The sequence below is a fragment of the Pseudomonas sp. yb_5 genome, assembly GCF_043103865.1.
GTDB lineage: Bacteria > Pseudomonadota > Gammaproteobacteria > Pseudomonadales > Pseudomonadaceae > Aquipseudomonas > Aquipseudomonas putida_Y.
On the sequence record NZ_JBICKE010000061.1, the window covers coordinates 53,956 to 72,173 of the forward strand.

Consider the following 18,218-nt stretch of genomic DNA (forward strand, 5'->3'; position numbering starts at 1 on the left):
GCGCGGTGCACCGTGGCTTCCTGCCATGGCCTCTGCGCGCTCTCCGTTTGCCTGCCTATTACCTGTCGCCGCGCATTGCCGTGGTGCCAGCCAGCGGAGAACCCTGATGAGCGAATCCACCGAACGCGACGAACGCCACCTGGCGCGCATGCAGCGCAAGAAGGCGGTCATCGACGAACGCATCGCCAATTCCCCTAACGAATGTGGCCTGCTGCTGGTGCTGACCGGCAACGGCAAGGGCAAGAGCAGTTCGGCCTTCGGCATGCTCGCGCGCGCCTTGGGCCACGGCATGCAATGCGGTGTGGTGCAGTTCATCAAAGGGCGCAACAGCACCGGCGAGGAGCTGTTCTTCCGTCGCTTCCCCGAACAGGTGCGCTACCACGTGATGGGCGAGGGCTTTACCTGGGAAACCCAGGACCGCCAGCGTGACATCGCTGCCGCGCAAGCCGCCTGGGCGGTGTCGCGCCAGTTGCTGCAGGACCCAGGTGTGCAGTTCGTGGTGCTGGACGAGCTCAACATCGCGCTCAAGCATGGTTACCTCGACCTGGACCAGGTACTGTCCGACATTCAGGCCCGCCCGCCCATGCAGCATGTGATTGTCACTGGCCGCGCTGCGAAGCCCGAGATGATCGAACTGGCTGATACCGTGACCGAAATGGGTATGCTCAAGCATGCCTTCCTGGCTGGTATCCGCGCGCAGAAAGGCGTCGAACTGTGAGTCGATCGCGCCACTGCCCCGCCGTGTTGATCGCGGCACCGGCCTCTGGCCAGGGCAAGACAACCGTCACTGCTGCCCTGGCCCGCCTGCACCGCAACCTCGGGCGCAAGGTGCGGGTGTTCAAGTGCGGGCCCGACTTTCTTGACCCGATGATTCTCGAACGGGCCAGTGGCGCGCCGGTGTATCAGCTGGATCTGTGGATGATCGGTGCGGAGGAAAGCCGTCGTCTGCTGTGGGAAGCAGCCGGCGAAGCTGACCTGATCCTCATCGAAGGGGTGATGGGGCTGTTCGACGGCACCCCTTCGAGCGCCGACCTGGCGCGCCACTTTGGCGTGCCGGTGCTGGCGGTGATCGACGGCACAGCCATGGCCCAGACCTTCGGCGCCCTGGCCCTGGGCTTGGCGCGGTACCAGGCCGACCTGCCGTTCGCCGGCGTGCTGGCCAATCGGGTCGGTAGCCTGCGCCATGCGCAACTGCTGGAAGGCAGCCTGACCGAAGGCTTGCGCTGGTATGGCGGCTTGTCCCGCGAGCGCGGCATCGAGCTGCCTAGCCGCCACCTGGGCCTGGTGCAGGCCAGCGAGCTGAATGACCTGGACACCCGGCTGGACGCTGCTGCCGAAGCGCTGGGCGCCAGTTGCGATGCGGCGTTGCCGCCGCCAGTAAGCTTTGCCGAACCCGAACCGCAAGCCTGCGTTGCCTCGCTGGCCGGTGTGCGCATTGGCGTGGCGCGGGACGAAGCGTTCGCCTTCACGTATGGCGCTAACCTCGACCTGCTGCGCAACCTTGGTGCCAGGCTGGTGTTCTTCTCGCCGCTGCACGACCGCGAACTGCCGGCAGTAGACAGCCTGTATCTGCCGGGTGGTTATCCAGAGCTGCATCACCATGCGCTGGCCGCCAACGCACCGATGTGCGAAGCGATCCGCGCCCACCACGCGCAGGGCAAGCCATTGCTGGCCGAGTGCGGCGGCATGCTGTACCTGCTCGATGCCTTGACTGACGTGGCCGGTGAACGTGCCGAACTGCTCGGCCTGCTGCCGGGCGAGGCGACCATGCAGAAGCGCCTGGCCGCCCTGGCGCTGCAGGCGGTGGAGCTGCCGGAAGGGACCTTGCGCGGTCACACCTATCACCATTCGCTGACCAGTACTGCGCTGGAACCGATTGCCCGCGGTCTGAGCCCCAACGGTGGGCGAGGCAACGAGGCGGTTTATCGTCTGGGCCGGCTCACGGCCTCCTACGTGCACTTCTATTTCCCTTCCTGCCCGGATGCGGCGGCGGCGCTGTTGCGACCATGAATGATCACGCCTATAGCGACGCCGAGCGCGCCGCAATCTACCGGGCCATCGGCGAGCGCCGCGACATGCGCCATTTCGCCGGTGGCCAGGTAGCGCCCGAGCTGCTTGGCCGCCTGCTGGCCGCCGCGCATCAGGCGCCCAGTGTGGGGCTTATGCAGCCGTGGCGATTTATCCGTATCACCCGGCGTGACCTGCGCGGGCGCGTCCAGGCCTTGGTGGAGGCGGAGCGGATACGCACGGCCGAGGCATTGGGCGAGCGATCCGATGCCTTCATGAAGCTGAAAGTGGAGGGCATAAACGATTGTGCCGAGCTGCTGGTGGCGGCCTTGATGGACAACCGCGAACCACACATCTTCGGCCGCCGCACCCTGCCGGAGATGGACCTGGCCTCGCTGGCCTGTGCCATCCAGAACCTGTGGCTGGCCGCGCGTGGCGAAGGGCTGGGCATGGGCTGGGTGTCGCTGTTCGACCCGCAGGCGTTGGCCACGTTGCTGGGCATGCCCGGCGGTGCCAAGCCGGTGGCGGTACTGTGCCTTGGGCCGGTCGCCGAGTTCTATCCGGTGCCGATGTTGGTGCAGGAAAGCTGGGCCGAAGAGCGGCCCCTGAGTGAAATGCTTTACGAAAACCAATGGGGAGAGCGTCAATGAGCGTGGCCTTGCTGACCGTGGCCGGGGTGGCCCTGGACGCCTTGCTGGGCGAACCACAGCGCCGCCACCCCTTGGTGGCCTTCGGCAACATGGCCGGCAACCTTGAGCGCCGTCTGAATGCTGGCGGGCGTGGCTGGCGCAGCCACGGCGTGAGTGCGTGGTTCCTGGCGGTGGTGCCGCTGACCCTGGTGGCACTGATCCTTTCGTGGCTGCCGTATATCGGCTGGCTGGTTGACGTGCTGGCGCTTTACTGCGCCGTGGGGCTGCGCAGCCTGGGCGAGCATGTGCTGCCGGTGGCCAACGCTTTGCGCCAGGGCGATCTGGCGGAGGCGCGGCGCCGGGTTGGCTACCTGGTCAGCCGCGAAACGTGCGAACTGGACGAACCAGCGGTGGCCCGAGCGGCCACCGAGTCGGTGCTGGAGAACGGCAGCGATGCAGTGTTCGCCGCGTTGTTCTGGTTTGTGGTGGCCGGTGCGCCCGGCGTGGTGCTGTACCGCCTTAGCAACACGCTGGATGCCATGTGGGGTTACCGTAACGAACGTTTCGAGCGCTTTGGCTGGTGCGCGGCGCGCATCGACGATGTGCTCAACTATATACCTGCAAGGCTGGTGGCCCTGACGTATGCCCTGTTGGGCAAAACTCGTCTGGCCCTGGCCTGCTGGCGCAAGCAGGGGCCGCTGTGGGACAGCCCCAACGCCGGGCCGGTGATGGCTGCTGGCGCCGGTGCGCTGGGCGTGGCGCTGGGTGGCCCGGCGGTGTACCACGGCGAACTGCATGAGCGGCCGCGCCTGGGCGAGGGGCCAGTGGCTGATGCCGATGCCATCGAGCGCGGCTGGCAACTGGTGCAGCGCGGCGTGTGGCTGTGGCTGCTGGTGATTTGCCTGGGGGCCTATATCAATGCTTGAACATGGTGGCCGCCTGCTTCGCGCGGTGCAGCAATACGGTATCCCCCGTGAGCAGTGGCTCGACCTGTCCAGCGGCATTGCGCCCTGGCCATTCCCGATCCCGCCGATTCCCGTCGACGCCTGGGCCCGTCTGCCGGAAACCGAGGACGGCCTGGAGGACGCCGCGCGCGCGTATTACGGCGCCCGCCAGTTGCTGCCGGTCGCCGGCTCCCAGGCCGCGATCCAGGCCTTGCCGCTGCTGCGTACAGCCGCCCGGGTAGGCGTGCTGACGCCGTGCTATGCCGAACATCCCTATGCCTGGCAACGGGCGGGGCACCAACTGCTGGCGCTGGATGAAGCGCAAGTTGAGGCTGCGCTCGACGGCCTCGACGTGCTGGTGCTGGTGAACCCCAACAACCCGACCGGCCACCGGGTATCGCGCGAACGTCTGCTGGCTTGGCATGCTCGCCTGGCTGCCCGCGGTGGCTGGCTGCTGGTCGACGAAGCATTCATGGATAACACCCCGGCGGACAGCGTGGTGGACTGCGCCGAACGCCCGGGACTGATCGTGCTGCGCTCGTTTGGCAAGTTCTTCGGCCTGGCCGGCGTGCGCCTGGGCTTCGTTGCCGCCGAACGCAGCTTGCTGCTGCGCCTGGCCGAGCTGCTCGGACCCTGGACGGTCAATGGCCCGACCCGGGTACTGGCCCAGGCCAGTCTGGCTGATCAAGCTGCCCAGCGTGCGCAGGCCGAACGCTGTGCTGCTGCCAGCCAGCGGCTTGCGCACATGTTGCGCAGGGCCGGCCTGGCGCCCAGCGGCGGCTGCGACCTGTTCCAGTACGTGCGTAGCGAGCACGCTGCGCGACTGCATGAATTTCTCGCCCGGCGCGGCATCCTTGTACGGTTGTTCGAACAGCCAGCGGCCGTGCGCCTGGGGTTGCCTGCCTGCGCCGCGGACGAACAGCGCCTGGCCCACGCCTTGGCGGCTTATCAAAAGGAAACGGCATGACGACCCTCATGGTGCAAGGCACCACCTCCGACGCAGGCAAGAGCACACTGGTGACCGCGTTGTGCCGCTGGCTGTTGCGCCAGGGTGTCGCTGTGGTGCCATTCAAGCCACAGAACATGGCGCTGAACAGCGCGGTGACGGCTGATGGCGGTGAAATCGGCCGTGCCCAGGCGGTGCAGGCCCAGGCCTGCCGGCTACAGCCGCACACCGACATGAACCCGGTGCTGCTCAAGCCCAACAGCGACACCGGCGCCCAGGTCATCATCCACGGTCGCGCGGTCACCAGCATGAATGCAGTGGCCTACCACGACTACAAGACCACGGCCATGCAGGCTGTGCTGGCTTCTCACCAGCGCCTGAGTGCCGCGTACCCGGTGGTCATGGTCGAGGGCGCGGGCTCGCCGGCTGAGATCAACCTGCGTGCCGGCGATATCGCCAACATGGGCTTTGCCGAGGCGGTGGATTGCCCGGTGATCCTGGTGGCCGACATCAACCGAGGTGGAGTGTTCGCCCATCTGGTGGGCACGCTGGAATTGCTGTCGCCCACTGAACAGGCGCGGGTCAAAGGTTTTGTCATCAACCGCTTCCGTGGCGATATCGCCCTGCTGCAGCCAGGGCTGGACTGGCTGGAACAACGCACCGGCAAACCGGTGCTGGGCGTCCTGCCTTACGTTACTGACCTGCACCTGGAAGCCGAAGACGGCATCGATGTGCGCCAGGGCGTCAAGCACGCGCGTGTGCTCAAGGTGATCGTGCCAGTGCTGCCGCGTATCAGTAACCACACCGACTTCGACCCGCTGCGCCTGCACCCGCAGGTGGACTTGCAGTTCATCGGCCCGGGCCAGCCGATTCCGGCTGCCGACCTCATCATCTTGCCGGGCTCCAAGAGCGTGCGCGGCGACCTGGCACAACTGCGCGAGCGCGGTTGGGACAAGGCTATCGAGCGGCATCTGCGTTATGGCGGCAAGCTGATCGGTATCTGCGGTGGCCTGCAGATGCTGGGGCGCGAAGTGCATGATCCGCTGGGGCTGGAGGGGGCCGCAGGTTCAAGCCTGGGGCTCGGCCTGCTCGACTATGCCACGGTGCTCGAAGCCGAAAAGCAACTGCGAAATGTTGCCGGCACACTGAGCCTTGGGACGGCAACGGTAACCGGTTATGAAATTCATGCTGGCGTGACCACCGGGCCTGCTCTGGAGCAACCCGCGGTCCAACTGGCTGATGGCCGCCATGATGGAGCAGTCAGTGCCGATGGCCAGATCCTCGCCACCTACCTGCATGGCCTGTTCGAAGGCAGCCAGTCGTGTGCCGCGCTATTGCGCTGGGCCGGGCTGGAGGATGTGCAGGTTATCGACTACGAAGCGTTGCGCGAACACGACATCGAGCGCCTGGCCGATCTGGTGGAAAAGCACCTGGACACCGCACAATTGCGCCAGCTGTGTGGGGTGGCCTGATATGCGTAACCTGATCCTCGGTGGTGCCCGGTCTGGCAAAAGCCGCCTGGCTGAACAGTTGGCCAGTGCCAGCGGCTTGCCGGTGACCTACATCGCCACCAGCCAGCCGCTGGATGGTGAAATGAACGAACGTGTGTTGCTGCATCGCCAGCGTCGGCCGGATGACTGGGGGTTGATCGAAGAGCCCTTGGCCCTGGCTGCGGTACTGCGCGCCGAGGCGGCCGAAGGGCGCTGCCTGCTGGTGGATTGCCTGACCCTGTGGCTGACCAATTTGTTGATGCTGGACGACGACCAGCGCCTGGCCGAGGAGCGTGATGCCCTGCTGGCGTGCCTGGAGCAGTTACCTGGCACCCTTATCCTGGTCAGTAACGAAACCGGCCTGGGCGTCGTACCCATGGGCGAGCTGACCCGGCGCTATGTCGACCTGGCCGGCTGGCTGCACCAGGCCGTGGCCGAACGCTGTCAGCGTGTCGTGTTGACCGTGGCCGGCCTGCCCTTAATCCTCAAAGGACCTGCACTATGACCCAAGCCTGGTGGCGTGACGCCTGCCAACCCCTCGACAACGCCGCCATGGACCAGGCCCGCGCCCGTCAGCAGCAACTGACCAAACCTGCTGGCTCGCTTGGCCAACTTGAAGAGCTGGCCATTCAGTTGGCTGGCCTTCAGGGGCTTGAACGGCCAACGCTGGATAAGGTAGCCATCAGCATTTTTGCCGGTGACCACGGCGTGGTCGAAGAGGGCATCTCGGCCTATCCGCAGGCGGTGACCGGGCAGATGCTATGTAACTTCGTCGGCGGGGGCGCGGCGATCAGTGTGCTGGCGCGGCAGCTGCAGGCCAGCCTGGACGTGGTCGACCTGGGCACCATTGACGCGCAGCTGGAGCTGCCCGGCGTGCGCCATCTGCGCCTGGGCACCGGTACTGCCAACTTTGCCCGCCAACCCGCGATGACCGCAAACCAGCTGCAAGCGGCTTTGCAGGCCGGCCGCGACAGTGCCCAGCGCGCTGCCGAACAGGGCGCACAGCTGTTCATCGGTGGTGAGATGGGCATTGGTAACACCACCGCCGCCGCCGCTTTGGCCAGTGTTCTGCTAGGGTGCCCGGCGTCGGCGCTGAGCGGCCCAGGCACCGGCCTGGACAACGCCGGGGTGCAGCACAAGGCCGAAGTCATCGAGAGGGCGCTGCGACTGCATGGCTTGCGCGCTGAAGACCCGTTGCAGGCACTGGCTTGTGTTGGCGGTTTCGAGATCGCGGCGTTGGCCGGTGCCTACCTCGGTTGCGCGCAGGCGGGTGTCGCGGTGCTGGTGGATGGCTTTATCTGCAGTGTCGCTGCGCTCGTGGCAGTGCGCCTCAACCCGCAGTGTCGGGCCTGGTTGTTGTTCGCTCACCAGGGCGCTGAGCCCGGCCACAAGACCTTGCTTGCTGCGCTGCAGGCCGAACCCTTGCTGGCCTTGGGCTTGCGTCTGGGTGAGGGCAGTGGCGCTGCCCTGGCGGTGCCGCTGTTGCGCCTGGCCTGTGCGCTGCATGGGCAGATGGCGACCTTTGCCGAGGCCGCGGTGGCGGACCGCCCGGCATGATCCTCGACTTGCTGCGCCATGGTGAAACGGAACAGGGCGGCCTGCGTGGCAGCCTTGATGATGCCTTGACCGACAAGGGCTGGGTGCAGATGCGCCGCGCCGTGGCCGACGCCGGTCCATGGCAGGTGCTGGTCAGCTCGCCGCTGCAGCGCTGTGGGCGTTTCGCCGATGAGCTGGGTGCGCAGTTGAACCTGCCAGTGCAGCGTGAGCCCGCCCTGCAGGAACTGCACTTCGGTGATTGGGAGGGCCAAAGTGCCGCGCAGATCATGGAGCACCAGGCCGATGCACTGGGCCGTTTCTGGGCCGACCCTTACGCCTTCACACCGCCCAATGGCGAGCCGGTCGAGGCGTTTGCCGAACGGGTGCTGGCGGCTGTCGAGCGTTTGCGCCTTCAGCATGCCGGCAAGCGCGTGCTGCTGGTGACCCATGGTGGCGTGATGCGGCTGTTACTGGCCCGTGCCCGTGGCTTGCCCAGGGAGCAGTTGCTGCAGGTCGAGGTTGGCCATGGCGCGTTGATGCGGCTGGTGCCGGGTGGCGATGGGCAACTGGTCGAGGCACCCTGAGATGTTGCCGTTCTGGATCGCCTTGCAGTTTCTCAGCAGCCTGCCGGTTAGCCTGCCGGGCATGCCGGCACCGCGTGAGGTGGGGCGTTCGCTGCTGTACTACCCGCTGGTCGGGCTGCTGTTCGGCTTGCTGCTGTGGTTGGCCAGCCATCTGCTTCAGGGCACGCCGCCGCCGCTGCACGCGGCTTTGCTGCTGACGTTGTGGGTACTGCTCAGTGGTGCCTTGCACCTGGATGGCCTGGCGGACAGTGCCGACGCCTGGCTAGGTGGTTTCGGCGACCGTGAACGCACCTTGCTGATCATGAAAGACCCGCGCAGTGGGCCGATAGCCGTGGTCACCCTGGTCTTGGTGTTGCTGCTGAAGTTTTGCGCATTGTGGGTGCTGGTCGGGCAGGGCGTCGGGGCGCAATTGCTGCTGGCGCCGTTAATCGGGCGGGCGGCTATGTTGGGTCTGTTCCTTTGTACACCTTATGTGCGACCTGGCGGGTTGGGCCAGGCGTTGGCCGAACATATGCCCCGGTGCGCGGCGGGGTGGGTGTTGCTGGTTTGTGGGCTGTTCTGCCTCTTCCTGGGCGGATGGAGCGTGCTGCTGGCGCTGGCGGTGTTTGCCTGGTTGCGGCATCTGATGTGCCGGCGCCTGGGCGGGACCACCGGTGATACCGCCGGTGCGTTGCTGGAGCTGCTGGAGCTGGCCGTCGTACTCGGTTTGGCGCTGGGGCTTTGAGCTGGACGGCCCTTTCGGGGCCGCTTTGCAGTGCTTTCGCAGCAGGCCATAGGGGGGGAGGGGGCCAGTAACTTCCAGAAACGGTCCGGTAGCGCCTGCCTCTTGCTTGTCGGCGTATCCTCAGCCTCCCCCCAGCAATCAGGTAGGCTTCCCGTGCGTCACTGGATCTTTGCCAGTCTATTGGTCCTGTCCACCCTCCCAGCCACTGCTGCAGATCTCATGGCGTTCTGGGACACCCCACGCCACGGCGGCAACAGTTTCAACCGGCTGCCACCCGATCAGGCCTACTTCGATGCCCTGAGGGGGTACGGCGCTACCTGGGTGCGGCTGTCGTACGACAAATGGCAACCGGTGAAACGTGATTTCCTCCTCGGCAGCGCCGATACCTATGACGGCCTGCCCGAAGCCGACCTGGCGGTGCTGCGTGCCACCCTCGACCGGGCGCACCAGGCGGGGCTCAAGGTGGTCATCGCGCCACTCTCGCTACCGGGTATGCGCTGGTCGCAAAACAACCAGGGCCAGTTCGATGATCGCCTGTGGCAAGACAAACGCTACTGGTCCCAGGCTGCGGCGTTCTGGCGAGATATGGCGCGCGAACTGAAAAGTCATCCGGCCATCGCGGCCTACAACCTGATCAATGAGCCAGCACCGGAGAAACAGGGTGGCCTGGATGAACATGCCGAACTCGGGCAGATGCAGCAGTGGTATGCGCAAGCGCAGGGCGGTGCGCGCGATCTGCCCTTGCTGTACCGGCAACTGATAGCGGCCATTCGCGAAGAAGACGCTGACACGCCGATCATGGTCGATGCTGGCTGGTATGCTGGCGCAGACGCGTTCGGCTACTGGCCGGCGCCGCTGGAAGACGCGCGAGTGCTGTACAGCGTGCACATGTATGAGCCCTATGCCGCTACCAGTGCGCCGAACATGGCGCGCAAGCATCCCATCGCCTATCCAGGCCCCGTACCTTTTGCCGGGCAGACCCAGCTGTGGGATGGGCAACGCGTCGAACGCTACCTGCGCCAGCCGCTGGCATGGGCCGAAGCCATGGGGCTGCCGCGTTCTCGCCTGGTGGTGGGAGAGTTTGGCTGCATGCGCAGGTTGCCGGGTTGTCGGCAGTATCTTGAAGATGTACTCGTCGTGCTGGATCGCAACCGGTTGCACTGGGCGTTCTATAGCTTCCGTGAAGACAACTGGGATGGCATGGACTACGAACTGGGCGCGGCGAAGGTGCCGTGGCGCTACTGGCAGGCGGTCGAGCAGGGCGCGCCAGACCCCCTGGCGCGCAAGGCCACGGTTGAGTTCGAGCCGATCCGCAGGCGCTTGAACCCGGACTGACGCTTCTCACCCCTTGTGAAACTTCTTGCAACAGTCAGTATGCGGGTATATACACGTATCCATGCTGACCAGTGAATGCATCTGTACCCACCTGCGTCGTGCCGCCCGCGGGGTGAGCCGGCATTACGACGAAGCCCTTGCCGGCTTCGGGGTCAATGTCGCCCAGTTTTCCCTGCTGCGTCACCTGCAACGGCTCGACCGACCCAGCATCACAGTCCTGGCTGAAGCCATGGGACTTGAGCGCAGTACCCTGGGCCGTAATCTGCGTGTGCTGGAGGCGGATGGGCTGGTAGCACTGGGCGATGGCGACGACCAGCGTAACCGCGTGGTGCTGTTGACCGCAGCGGGTAAGCAACTGTTGCACGTTGCCCACCCAGCTTGGGAGCAGGCGCAGAAAGAGCTGGTTGAACGGCTCGGGGTGGGGCAGCGGGATGAGCTGGTGCGACTGCTGAAACAACTGGCCTGAATCGATACGACTATAAGCGGGTATATACCCGCAAAACCTTGCGATGAGCGGGAGATAACGAAAATGACTTCGGTGTGGCGAACCAGCGGATGGGTATTGGTGGGGGCGGCCTTGATACTGGCGCTGTCTTTGGGCGTACGACACGGCTTCGGCCTGTTCCTGGCGCCGATGAGTGCTGATTTTGGCTGGGGGCGTGAGGTGTTTGCCTTCGCCATTGCCCTGCAGAACCTGATCTGGGGGCTGGCGCAGCCGTTCGCTGGCGCCTTGGCCGACCGGCTTGGCGCGGCGCGGGTGGTCATCATCGGCGGTATTCTCTATGCCGTCGGCTTGATCCTGATGGGCATGGCTGATTCGGCCTGGTCGTTATCGCTGAGTGCGGGGTTGCTGATCGGCATTGGCCTGTCCGGCACGTCGTTCTCGGTCATCCTCGGTGTGGTCGGGCGTGCTGTGCCGGCCGAAAAACGCAGTATGGCCATGGGGATCGCCAGCGCCGCCGGGTCATTCGGCCAGTTCGCCATGTTGCCGGGCACTCTTGGTCTGATTCAGTGGCTGGGCTGGTCGGCAGCGTTGCTGGTGCTGGGGCTGATGGTGGCGTTCATCGTGCCTTTCGTCGGCCTGCTGCGCGATCGCCCGTTACCCAGTCACGGTGCCGAGCAGACCCTGGGCCAGGCGCTGCGCGAGGCGTGCACGCACTCCGGCTTCTGGTTGCTGGCGCTGGGCTTTTTTGTCTGTGGCTTCCAGGTCGTGTTCATTGGCGTGCACCTGCCGGCCTACCTGGTTGACCAGCACCTGGCTGCGACCACCGGTACGACAGTGCTGGCGCTGGTCGGCCTGTTCAACATCGTCGGAACCTTCACCGCTGGCTGGTTGGGCGGGCGCATGTCCAAGCCGCGCCTGCTGACCGGTTTGTACCTGCTGCGCGCGGTGGTGATCGTGCTGTTCCTGTGGGCGCCGGTGAGCGAGTTCAGTGCTTATCTGTTCGGTATTGCCATGGGCCTGCTGTGGTTGTCCACGGTACCGTTGACCAATGGTACCGTGGCCACCGTGTTCGGGGTGCGTAACCTGTCCATGCTGGGCGGTATCGTGTTCCTGTTCCATCAGTTGGGCGCGTTCCTGGGGGGGTGGCTGGGTGGGGTGGTGTATGACCGCACCGGTAGCTACGACCTGGTTTGGCAGATATCCATCCTGCTCAGCTTGCTGGCTGCTGCCCTTAACTGGCCGGTGCGCGAACGCCCGGTTGCACGCCTTCAGGCCCAGGCAGCATGAACCGCTACCTGCTCCGCGGGCTGTTGGCGGTTGCCGCGCTGTTGCTGTTGGCACTGGTGTGGTGGGGCTGGCATCAGGGAGGGATGGCGCTGATGCAACTGGGCATGAGTGTGTGTTAGGCGCTACCCTGCAAGCTCAAGGGTTGTCATGCGGGAGAAACGAGTCATGCGTGCACATTGGTTGACGGTGCCAGTGCTGGCCCTGCTTGCCAGTACATCGAGCTGGGCAGCAGATTGCCCGGCGTTGTTGCAGGGCAGCCTGCCGGAATTGCGCGGCAAGGGGCAGGTCGAGCTGTGCGAACGCTTTGCCGGCAAGCCGCTCGTGGTGGTGAACACTGCCAGTTATTGCGGTTTTGCCCCGCAGTTCGAGGGGCTTGAGGCGACGTACAAGGAATATCACGAGCAAGGGCTGGAAATGCTCGGCGTGCCGTCCAATGACTTCAAGCAGGAAGACGCCGACAGTGAGAAGACTGCCAAGGTTTGCTATGCCAACTACGGCGTCACCTTCACCATGACCAAGACGCAGGCGGTGCGGGGCAAGGATGCGATACCGCTGTTCGCGGAGCTGGCCAGCCAGAGCAGTGCGCCGAAGTGGAATTTCTACAAGTATGTTGTCGATCGCAAGGGCAAGGTGATCGGTAACTTCTCCAGCCTGACCAAACCGGATGATCCCGCATTCCGCGCCGCTATCGAAAAGGCCATTGCCTCACAGCAGTAACCAGGCTGATCTTGCTGCGACTTCCGCTTCTAAGTGCGAGGCAGTTCAGGCGATGCAGATTGCGACTTCAGGAGGCCGAGCGCAGGTCTCCTGAAGTCGTGAAGATCAAGATCAAAAACAGGAAGTGGCTGGCTGCAGGCCACTTCACCGTGCATGCACGGTAATCGCCACCAGCCGCATCACCACCGGCCGGACCACCAGCACACACACAAATGCCACCGGCATCGCCAGCTGATAGGCCTTGAGCACATTGCCCAGATACTCCGGGGTAATCCCGGCATTGGCAGCCGTGATCACAAAGCACATCAACAGCGCCATGATCGACGACATGAAGAACGCGAAAACGTAGGGGGTAGCGACCGGGTGTAATTTGCGTCGACCGCGCGACCGGGAAAGGTTGCTCATGCGAACTCCTGAAAGCTGAGTGGAAGCGCAGATTAGCAACGTGCACGCCTGCAGCTGTAGACCCGCAGCATTGAGTTCTTTATAAAGAAATCATTACGAATCCAAGAGCTCACCATGGACCTGCTCAATGCCATCCGCTGCTTCATCAAGGTGGTCGAGGCCGGTAGCATTGCCGCTGGCGCCCGTAACATCGGCCTTAGCCCGGCAGCCGTCAGCCAGAATCTGGCGCGGCTGGAAGGCCACCTGCAAGTGCGTCTGCTCAGCCGAACCACACGCAGCATGGCCCTGACGCCCTCTGGTGCTCAGTATTACGAGCGTGTAAAGCACATCGAGCGTGATCTGGTCCTGGCCGAACAGGCAGTGACAACACCCGACAGCGAGCCTCAGGGGCGGTTGTGCATTGCCTCGACCTCTGCCTTCGGGCGCCATGTGCTGGCACCGTTGATACCTGCTTTCAGTGCCCGCTACCCCTTACTTTCGATAGAGTTGGTAACGACTGATCGTCGGGTCAACCATGCCCGTGAAGACGTTGACGTGAGCCTGCGCATTGCGCCGCAGCTCGAAGACCAGTTGCTGGCCCGGCGCATCGCCCGCATTCCGTTCATTTGTTGTGCCTCACCTGGCTACCTGCAAAGTGCTGGCGTACCTGGCACGCCCGAGGCCTTGCGCGGGCACCGTTGCCTTGTGTTTCGCTACCCGGTGGATGGCCGCTTCCTGCGCTGGGGCTTCATACGGGACGGCCTGCGTTTCGAGGCGGAATTCGGCAGTGTATTGATCAGCGACGATATCGATGCCCTGACCCAGATGGCCCTGCACGATGGTGGCATCACCCGACTGGCCGAGTTCATTGTGCGGCCACACCTGGCCTCGGGCGCCTTGGTGCCGCTGTTCGAATACTGCGACAGCAGCCAGGCTTACGCCCAGACCGAGCCCATGGACATCTACCTGTGCCTGGCCGATCGCTTTGCCATGACCACCAAGGTGCGCGTTTTCATGGACTATCTGCGCGAGTGCCTGGGCGACAGCTGGCAACTGCAGGCATGAAAAAAAACCGCCACGAAGGCGGTTTTCATGTGACGCGCAAGAATCAGAAGCGGTAGGTGAGGGATGCACCGATACCGTGAGCGCTGTTCTCGTACTTGGCCTGGTAGCTGCCTTTGGTCGCGCTGACCTGATTGACCTTGGTGTCCTCCTCCCACAGGTAGGAGTAGGCGACGTCAATGGTCATGTCGTCGTTCGGGCTCCAGCCGGCACCCAGGCTGAACACCTTGCGGTCGCCAGTCGGGATGCGCGGCGAACGATCGTGGTTGTTGGTTGGCGACTGGTCGACGGTGAAGCCGGTACGCAGTACCCACTCCTTGTTGACCTTGTAGGATGCACCAATAGCGTGAGCCCAGGTGTCATGCCAGTTCTGCTCTTCGGTGATGGTCTGGAACGCCGAACCTGCCAGTGGCACCGGCACATCGTTCTGCACGGTGATGTCTTCCAGGCGGCTCCAGCGCGTCCAGGTGCTGCCTGCGTACAGGGTCCATTGGTCGTCCAGTTCATGGGTAACCGAAAGGTCGACGGATTCAGGCGTCTTGATCTTCAGGCTGGCGTCAAACTTGTTGCCATTGAATGGCCCGATCAGCGGGGTGCTGACACGGGTCTTGCCCTCGAGCTTGTAGTCGACCATCGAGTGATAGGTAAGACCGACACGGGTGCGGTCGGTGGCCTGGACCAGAATACCGATGTTGTAGCCAACGGCGGTATCGTCGCCCTTGATCTTCACTTCGCCGTCGTTACGGCCCGGGGTGAACGGGTTGATCAGGCTCGAGCCCAGTTCCCCTTCGATGCGGTTGATGGTCGGGCCAAAACCGATCGAGACCTTGTCGTTGAAGGCATAGCTGACAGTCGGCTGGAAGGTGACAACCTGTACGTGGCTCTTCTTACCCCAGTAGCGCGCGGCATCATCGCTGCCGTAGTCGGTTACCAGGCCGAACGGTACGTAGACACCGAAACCGACGCTCCAGTGGTCATCGATCGGCTTGACGTAGTAACCCATGGGTACGCCAACGACAGGCACCATGTCACCATCGGTTTCCCCCCCGAGGTTGCTGCCTGGGCCCGATATGTCGGTCTTGGCGATGACGGCAGCGCCGCCCACGGTGAACTGTTCGCGCTTGAGGCGGGACATGCCGGCCGGGTTGCCGAATACGGTACTGGCATCTTCGGCAGAAGAAGAACGTCCCGCGAAACCTGTCCCCATGCTGCTGATGCTCTGTTCGTTGAGCGCGAAGCCGCTGGCGAGCAGTTGGCTGGAAGCAAGCGCAACGGCTAAGCCGAGGGAGGTTTTGAGCATTACTTTTTTCATTATTAGAAAACTCCTTGGGATCTCCGGGGCGAAAAGCTACCAACAAATCACGCGCCGCGCTATAGGCTCAATCGCAGGAGTTAGAGCGGTTTTGTAGGACAATCCGACCAAAATTCCCTTTTTTCCGGTATAGTTGTAGGACGCGTCTCAAGATGCCTGTGGCAATTTCTGATCTATGCAGGCATGCCAGGCGTGGGTGAAGTCGCGCAGGCGACCCTGGGGGTTGAAAATCTGTCGCCAGATCCGCGCCAGTGCCAGTAGATCGTCCGCCGCAGGCAATGGTGTGGCCTGCTCTTCGATGAGCATCCAGGCAATGGCAGTGGAATAGCGCAGGTTGACGGTGAGCTCCAGGTGCGGGCCACCAAGGAAGGCGTGCTGGCTGGCCAGGCCGCGAATCAGGCTGGCTAGGTCGGGATCACGGGCCAGGTATTCGTCCCAGAGCGCCTGGTGACGTTGCTCGCCGATACGGTAAAGGCCGTGCCCGCGCCGGTCATGCAGGGCTGAGCCGAGGGCTGACTGACTGGCGGCGATGCCCAGTAACAAGGCTTCGGCGCTGGCGCAGTGACGGTTCAGGTAGACCAGGGTGGGTCGGATCACATACTGACACAATTCATTCGCCGCAATACCCATGATGCCCTCGAGCAGGTAAGGGCCGGACGGGCGCTGGAGCTTGGCAGCTGGTGAATGATCAGGCCCGCCGGGAGCGGAAAGCACCGCTCGAGTTGAAGTGTAGTGTGATAATCGTGGTGTAAAGAGCTGTTTTTAAATCGATTACTGCCTGATGCTCCGGGCCATATGCCCTAAGGCAATTACGCCAGGAGCGTTCAGGCAGTCTTGCGATTGGATGATTCAGCGCTTGAATACCCCGGCATTCGCCGGTCACGCGGTAAGCGACTGACGAGTCCTGGCGATCACCGCCTGCAGCGGTTCGCTGCGGCTGTACTGTTCGTGGTACAGGCGTTCGGTGTGGCAGGCAACGCCGTGTTCGTCTACCAAGGTAAAGCTGAAGCTGCCCTTGCGTGGGGCAACGATAAGGCACTTCAACGGCGAGAAGGCCTGGGAGAGGGTGCCAATGGCAGCCTGAATCTGATGATGAGTTTGCATATTGTTGGAGGTTCCTGCTTTAAACACGGGGATAAGATCCGTGCATGATAGAAACGTTCCAGTGACGCCTTTATTAAGGGACGAACGAACCTGACTGGAACAGGGCAGCCAGAGGGGGCGCAATCAAATGTAGGCGCTTGGGCTGACTGGTAGGTACTTCGGAAGGCAGGCAGCACGCCGAGGCCAAGGTTCTAGGCCGTCGAGGTGGGATCCTGATCAATCTGTCATGTGATTCATGCTTGCGCAGCGCAGTGCTGGCGAGTGAATCATTGAATGGGCCGGTCCTTGTTTCAGCAGAACTGCTCTTGGGGGGAACAAGTCTGCAAGGACGCTTGCGGCCAAAATTGACTTTCAGCTTGGTACTAACGAGGGGCACCTTACCGGAAGTGCAGGTGTTTGGCAAGCAGTATGTGTGTTCAAGTGAGCCGCGCAGTATGGCGCGAATTCTCGCTGCTGTGAAGAGGGGGTAAATGGCCTTTATGCGGGCCGATGTGTCCTTTTCGTGCACGGAAATGAAGGTTTATGGTGCACTTGTTCACATTCGGGGCAGCGCTTGTAACGGCTTGATAACACCACCCGGCAGCCTCGCCAATGCCTTGACTGCGTGGTTAAGTCAATGAAAAAAAACACTATTTTTAGCTGGTGAAAAAATCGTCAGTTTGACCAAAGCCCCCAATTCACGGGGGTTTGAGGGGTGTGATAGGGGGTTGTCCACCGAGTTATCCACAGGAACTGTGGATTGTCCCGAGCGCTTGCTCTAGCACGGGCGTGCCAGCAACGGGATGAACTGTCCGACAATCCCCATGCTCCAAAAGACCGGTTGGTCATCCTCCTGGAAACGTCAAGAAAAGATCATTGAATTTTTTTTCAATACTCCAGAAATCGACAGGCCAGGGTGAAAAAAAAAGAGTAGAGTGGCGCGCTTTTCGAGTTACCAAAACCTGTTGCTCATGAAGTTTCGCGGTAAACACCTCGCCAGCCCCGTTGCATCGACACTTGCACCTCCCGCCAAACGCTTTTCCCTGAAAGTGGCCCTGTGGTTGCTCGATAGCCCGCGCCTGGGCGATAAACCTCAGGTCAAGCACCTGGCCGGGCGCCTGTTGAAGCAGCCGGCGCGCCAAGGTGTGGTTGTGGCGCAGAGCCGCCTGGGGCAGATGCTGTGCCGCGACTGTGGCAATGCCCGCGACCGGCGTATTGGCCATGAGCTGCTGCGTCAGGCAGCCCGCGCAGGGGATCGTCGGGCGCAGTTGGAGTACGCTCGGCTGTGTCGGCAAAACGAGCCGGAGCAGGCGCGCTATTGGCTTGAGCTTGCCGCAGGGCAGGGCTCGCAGGAAGCGCGGCGGTTGCTGCGACAGTGGTTTCCTGCCTGAGCTTCGTTGCCTGTGCGGGCCCTTTTGCGAGCAATCCCCGATGTGTGTCCATCACCGTGGTAGGAGCGGGTTTACCCGCGAATACGGTGGCGGCAGCAACGGTGAACGGCGGGTGGAGATTGGCCAGCAGGGCCGGCCTCTTCGCGGGTGAACCCGCTCCTACGGGCGACCGTGGGGGCTTTGCCTTCAGGCTTGCGCAGCGGGCAGGCCCGCGAAGAGGCCGATGCAGGCAACACGCCAGTCAGGCTGATAAGCTGCACTCAATTTGCATCAGAGCGTTCGGGGTTAGCATGACAGTGGATCTGGCCAGCATTCTGCTGGGCTTGGTGGCAGGTGCAATAC

General features: G+C 63.2%; 21 protein-coding genes. 17 read left to right on the plus strand and 4 right to left on the minus strand.

Annotated features, from left to right (window positions below):
• Positions 1–106 precede the first annotated feature (106 nt).
• From cobO to ACF8GF_RS09265, 15 genes are all read left to right on the plus strand, one after another.
• Positions 107–718 carry a cob(I)yrinic acid a,c-diamide adenosyltransferase gene (gene cobO / locus ACF8GF_RS09195; RefSeq protein WP_392488011.1) on the plus strand — a complete coding sequence of 204 codons (612 nt, stop codon included), beginning with the start codon at positions 107–109 and terminating at the stop codon, positions 716–718.
• Complete coding sequence (locus ACF8GF_RS09200) at positions 715–2,010, plus strand: cobyrinate a,c-diamide synthase (protein WP_392460829.1); 1,296 nt, start codon at positions 715–717, stop codon at positions 2,008–2,010. Before cobO ends, ACF8GF_RS09200 begins: the two co-directional genes overlap by 4 nt.
• Entirely contained in the window at positions 2,007–2,657 is a 651-nt protein-coding gene (gene bluB / locus ACF8GF_RS09205; protein WP_392488012.1) for a 5,6-dimethylbenzimidazole synthase, read from the plus strand. Before ACF8GF_RS09200 ends, bluB begins: the two co-directional genes overlap by 4 nt.
• Positions 2,654–3,562: an adenosylcobinamide-phosphate synthase CbiB gene (gene cbiB / locus ACF8GF_RS09210; RefSeq protein WP_392488013.1), complete on the plus strand. Its 909-nt coding sequence runs from the start codon at positions 2,654–2,656 to the stop codon at positions 3,560–3,562. The genes bluB and cbiB overlap by 4 nt, the downstream gene beginning before the upstream one ends.
• Complete coding sequence (gene cobD / locus ACF8GF_RS09215; RefSeq protein ID WP_392460830.1) at positions 3,555–4,547, plus strand: threonine-phosphate decarboxylase CobD; 993 nt, start codon at positions 3,555–3,557, stop codon at positions 4,545–4,547. The genes cbiB and cobD overlap by 8 nt, the downstream gene beginning before the upstream one ends.
• Positions 4,544–5,998, plus strand: coding sequence for a cobyric acid synthase (locus ACF8GF_RS09220; protein WP_392488014.1), 1,455 nt, complete (start codon positions 4,544–4,546; stop codon positions 5,996–5,998). Before cobD ends, ACF8GF_RS09220 begins: the two co-directional genes overlap by 4 nt.
• A gap of 1 nt (position 5,999) precedes the next feature.
• The gene (cobU, locus tag ACF8GF_RS09225; protein ID WP_176685481.1) at positions 6,000–6,521 is read left to right on the plus strand and encodes a bifunctional adenosylcobinamide kinase/adenosylcobinamide-phosphate guanylyltransferase; all 522 of its coding nucleotides are present in this window, start codon (positions 6,000–6,002) and stop codon (positions 6,519–6,521) included.
• Positions 6,518–7,573, plus strand: coding sequence for a nicotinate-nucleotide--dimethylbenzimidazole phosphoribosyltransferase (gene cobT / locus ACF8GF_RS09230; protein WP_176685480.1), 1,056 nt, complete (start codon positions 6,518–6,520; stop codon positions 7,571–7,573). Before cobU ends, cobT begins: the two co-directional genes overlap by 4 nt.
• A complete protein-coding gene (locus ACF8GF_RS09235; protein WP_392460832.1) occupies positions 7,570–8,136 on the plus strand; it encodes a histidine phosphatase family protein in 567 nt (188 codons plus the stop codon). The genes cobT and ACF8GF_RS09235 overlap by 4 nt, the downstream gene beginning before the upstream one ends.
• A 1-nt stretch (position 8,137) precedes the next feature.
• Positions 8,138–8,860 (plus strand): adenosylcobinamide-GDP ribazoletransferase, encoded by a 723-nt coding sequence (locus ACF8GF_RS09240; protein ID WP_392460833.1) that lies wholly within the window; start codon positions 8,138–8,140, stop codon positions 8,858–8,860.
• A 219-nt stretch (positions 8,861–9,079) separates the two neighbouring features.
• Complete coding sequence (locus ACF8GF_RS09245) at positions 9,080–10,195, plus strand: glycoside hydrolase family 5 protein (RefSeq protein ID WP_392460841.1); 1,116 nt, start codon at positions 9,080–9,082, stop codon at positions 10,193–10,195.
• 61 nt (positions 10,196–10,256) lie between these two features.
• Positions 10,257–10,661, plus strand: coding sequence for a MarR family winged helix-turn-helix transcriptional regulator (locus tag ACF8GF_RS09250; protein ID WP_084850372.1), 405 nt, complete (start codon positions 10,257–10,259; stop codon positions 10,659–10,661).
• 63 nt (positions 10,662–10,724) lie between these two features.
• Positions 10,725–11,927 carry an MFS transporter gene (locus tag ACF8GF_RS09255; RefSeq protein ID WP_218115526.1) on the plus strand — a complete coding sequence of 401 codons (1,203 nt, stop codon included), beginning with the start codon at positions 10,725–10,727 and terminating at the stop codon, positions 11,925–11,927.
• The gene (locus ACF8GF_RS09260; protein WP_256122397.1) at positions 11,924–12,046 is read left to right on the plus strand and encodes a hypothetical protein; all 123 of its coding nucleotides are present in this window, start codon (positions 11,924–11,926) and stop codon (positions 12,044–12,046) included. The genes ACF8GF_RS09255 and ACF8GF_RS09260 overlap by 4 nt, the downstream gene beginning before the upstream one ends.
• A 46-nt stretch (positions 12,047–12,092) precedes the next feature.
• Entirely contained in the window at positions 12,093–12,644 is a 552-nt protein-coding gene (locus ACF8GF_RS09265) for a glutathione peroxidase (RefSeq protein WP_014592086.1), read from the plus strand.
• 144 nt (positions 12,645–12,788) lie between these two features.
• Here ACF8GF_RS09265 and ACF8GF_RS09270 read toward each other — a convergent pair whose 3' ends face one another.
• Positions 12,789–13,049, minus strand: a complete 261-nt coding sequence (locus ACF8GF_RS09270; RefSeq protein WP_176685477.1) for a DUF2798 domain-containing protein — start codon at positions 13,047–13,049, stop codon at positions 12,789–12,791.
• Positions 13,050–13,163: 114 nt separating this feature from the next.
• On the opposite strand from ACF8GF_RS09270, the gene ACF8GF_RS09275 reads away from it, so the two are divergent.
• Complete coding sequence (locus tag ACF8GF_RS09275; protein WP_392488015.1) at positions 13,164–14,093, plus strand: LysR family transcriptional regulator; 930 nt, start codon at positions 13,164–13,166, stop codon at positions 14,091–14,093.
• Positions 14,094–14,136: 43 nt separating this feature from the next.
• Here ACF8GF_RS09275 and ACF8GF_RS09280 read toward each other — a convergent pair whose 3' ends face one another.
• The 3 genes from ACF8GF_RS09280 to ACF8GF_RS09290 form a co-directional block, all read right to left on the minus strand.
• Positions 14,137–15,402 carry an OmpP1/FadL family transporter gene (locus ACF8GF_RS09280; protein ID WP_392488016.1) on the minus strand — a complete coding sequence of 422 codons (1,266 nt, stop codon included), beginning with the start codon at positions 15,400–15,402 and terminating at the stop codon, positions 14,137–14,139.
• Positions 15,403–15,549: 147 nt separating this feature from the next.
• Positions 15,550–16,032 (minus strand): hypothetical protein, encoded by a 483-nt coding sequence (locus tag ACF8GF_RS09285; RefSeq protein ID WP_176685474.1) that lies wholly within the window; start codon positions 16,030–16,032, stop codon positions 15,550–15,552.
• A gap of 249 nt (positions 16,033–16,281) precedes the next feature.
• Positions 16,282–16,506, minus strand: a complete 225-nt coding sequence (locus ACF8GF_RS09290; protein WP_176685473.1) for a hypothetical protein — start codon at positions 16,504–16,506, stop codon at positions 16,282–16,284.
• Between the two features lie 950 nt (positions 16,507–17,456).
• Here ACF8GF_RS09290 and ACF8GF_RS09295 point away from each other — a divergent pair.
• Positions 17,457–17,876: a tetratricopeptide repeat protein gene (locus tag ACF8GF_RS09295; protein WP_176685472.1), complete on the plus strand. Its 420-nt coding sequence runs from the start codon at positions 17,457–17,459 to the stop codon at positions 17,874–17,876.
• The last annotated feature ends 342 nt before the right edge of the window (positions 17,877–18,218 follow it).

Excerpts from the sequence above, each read along its gene's own strand:
- cobO (WP_392488011.1), top strand. The coding sequence starts at position 107 with ATGAGCGAATCCACCGAACGCGACGAACGCCACCTGGCGCGCATGCAG.
- bluB (WP_392488012.1), top strand. The coding sequence starts at position 2,007 with ATGAATGATCACGCCTATAGCGACGCCGAGCGCGCCGCAATCTACCGG.
- cbiB (WP_392488013.1), top strand. The coding sequence starts at position 2,654 with ATGAGCGTGGCCTTGCTGACCGTGGCCGGGGTGGCCCTGGACGCCTTG.
- cobD (WP_392460830.1), top strand. The coding sequence starts at position 3,555 with ATGCTTGAACATGGTGGCCGCCTGCTTCGCGCGGTGCAGCAATACGGT.
- ACF8GF_RS09220 (WP_392488014.1), top strand. The coding sequence starts at position 4,544 with ATGACGACCCTCATGGTGCAAGGCACCACCTCCGACGCAGGCAAGAGC.
- cobU (WP_176685481.1), top strand. The coding sequence starts at position 6,000 with ATGCGTAACCTGATCCTCGGTGGTGCCCGGTCTGGCAAAAGCCGCCTG.
- cobT (WP_176685480.1), top strand. The coding sequence starts at position 6,518 with ATGACCCAAGCCTGGTGGCGTGACGCCTGCCAACCCCTCGACAACGCC.
- ACF8GF_RS09235 (WP_392460832.1), top strand. The coding sequence starts at position 7,570 with ATGATCCTCGACTTGCTGCGCCATGGTGAAACGGAACAGGGCGGCCTG.
- ACF8GF_RS09240 (WP_392460833.1), top strand. The coding sequence starts at position 8,138 with ATGTTGCCGTTCTGGATCGCCTTGCAGTTTCTCAGCAGCCTGCCGGTT.
- ACF8GF_RS09245 (WP_392460841.1), top strand. The coding sequence starts at position 9,080 with ATGGCGTTCTGGGACACCCCACGCCACGGCGGCAACAGTTTCAACCGG.
- ACF8GF_RS09250 (WP_084850372.1), top strand. The coding sequence starts at position 10,257 with ATGCTGACCAGTGAATGCATCTGTACCCACCTGCGTCGTGCCGCCCGC.
- ACF8GF_RS09255 (WP_218115526.1), top strand. The coding sequence starts at position 10,725 with ATGACTTCGGTGTGGCGAACCAGCGGATGGGTATTGGTGGGGGCGGCC.
- ACF8GF_RS09260 (WP_256122397.1), top strand. The coding sequence starts at position 11,924 with ATGAACCGCTACCTGCTCCGCGGGCTGTTGGCGGTTGCCGCGCTGTTG.
- ACF8GF_RS09265 (WP_014592086.1), top strand. The coding sequence starts at position 12,093 with ATGCGTGCACATTGGTTGACGGTGCCAGTGCTGGCCCTGCTTGCCAGT.
- ACF8GF_RS09270 (WP_176685477.1), bottom strand. The coding sequence starts at position 13,049 with ATGAGCAACCTTTCCCGGTCGCGCGGTCGACGCAAATTACACCCGGTC.
- ACF8GF_RS09275 (WP_392488015.1), top strand. The coding sequence starts at position 13,164 with ATGGACCTGCTCAATGCCATCCGCTGCTTCATCAAGGTGGTCGAGGCC.
- ACF8GF_RS09280 (WP_392488016.1), bottom strand. The coding sequence starts at position 15,402 with ATGAAAAAAGTAATGCTCAAAACCTCCCTCGGCTTAGCCGTTGCGCTT.
- ACF8GF_RS09285 (WP_176685474.1), bottom strand. The coding sequence starts at position 16,032 with ATGGGTATTGCGGCGAATGAATTGTGTCAGTATGTGATCCGACCCACC.
- ACF8GF_RS09290 (WP_176685473.1), bottom strand. The coding sequence starts at position 16,506 with ATGCAAACTCATCATCAGATTCAGGCTGCCATTGGCACCCTCTCCCAG.
- ACF8GF_RS09295 (WP_176685472.1), top strand. The coding sequence starts at position 17,457 with ATGAAGTTTCGCGGTAAACACCTCGCCAGCCCCGTTGCATCGACACTT.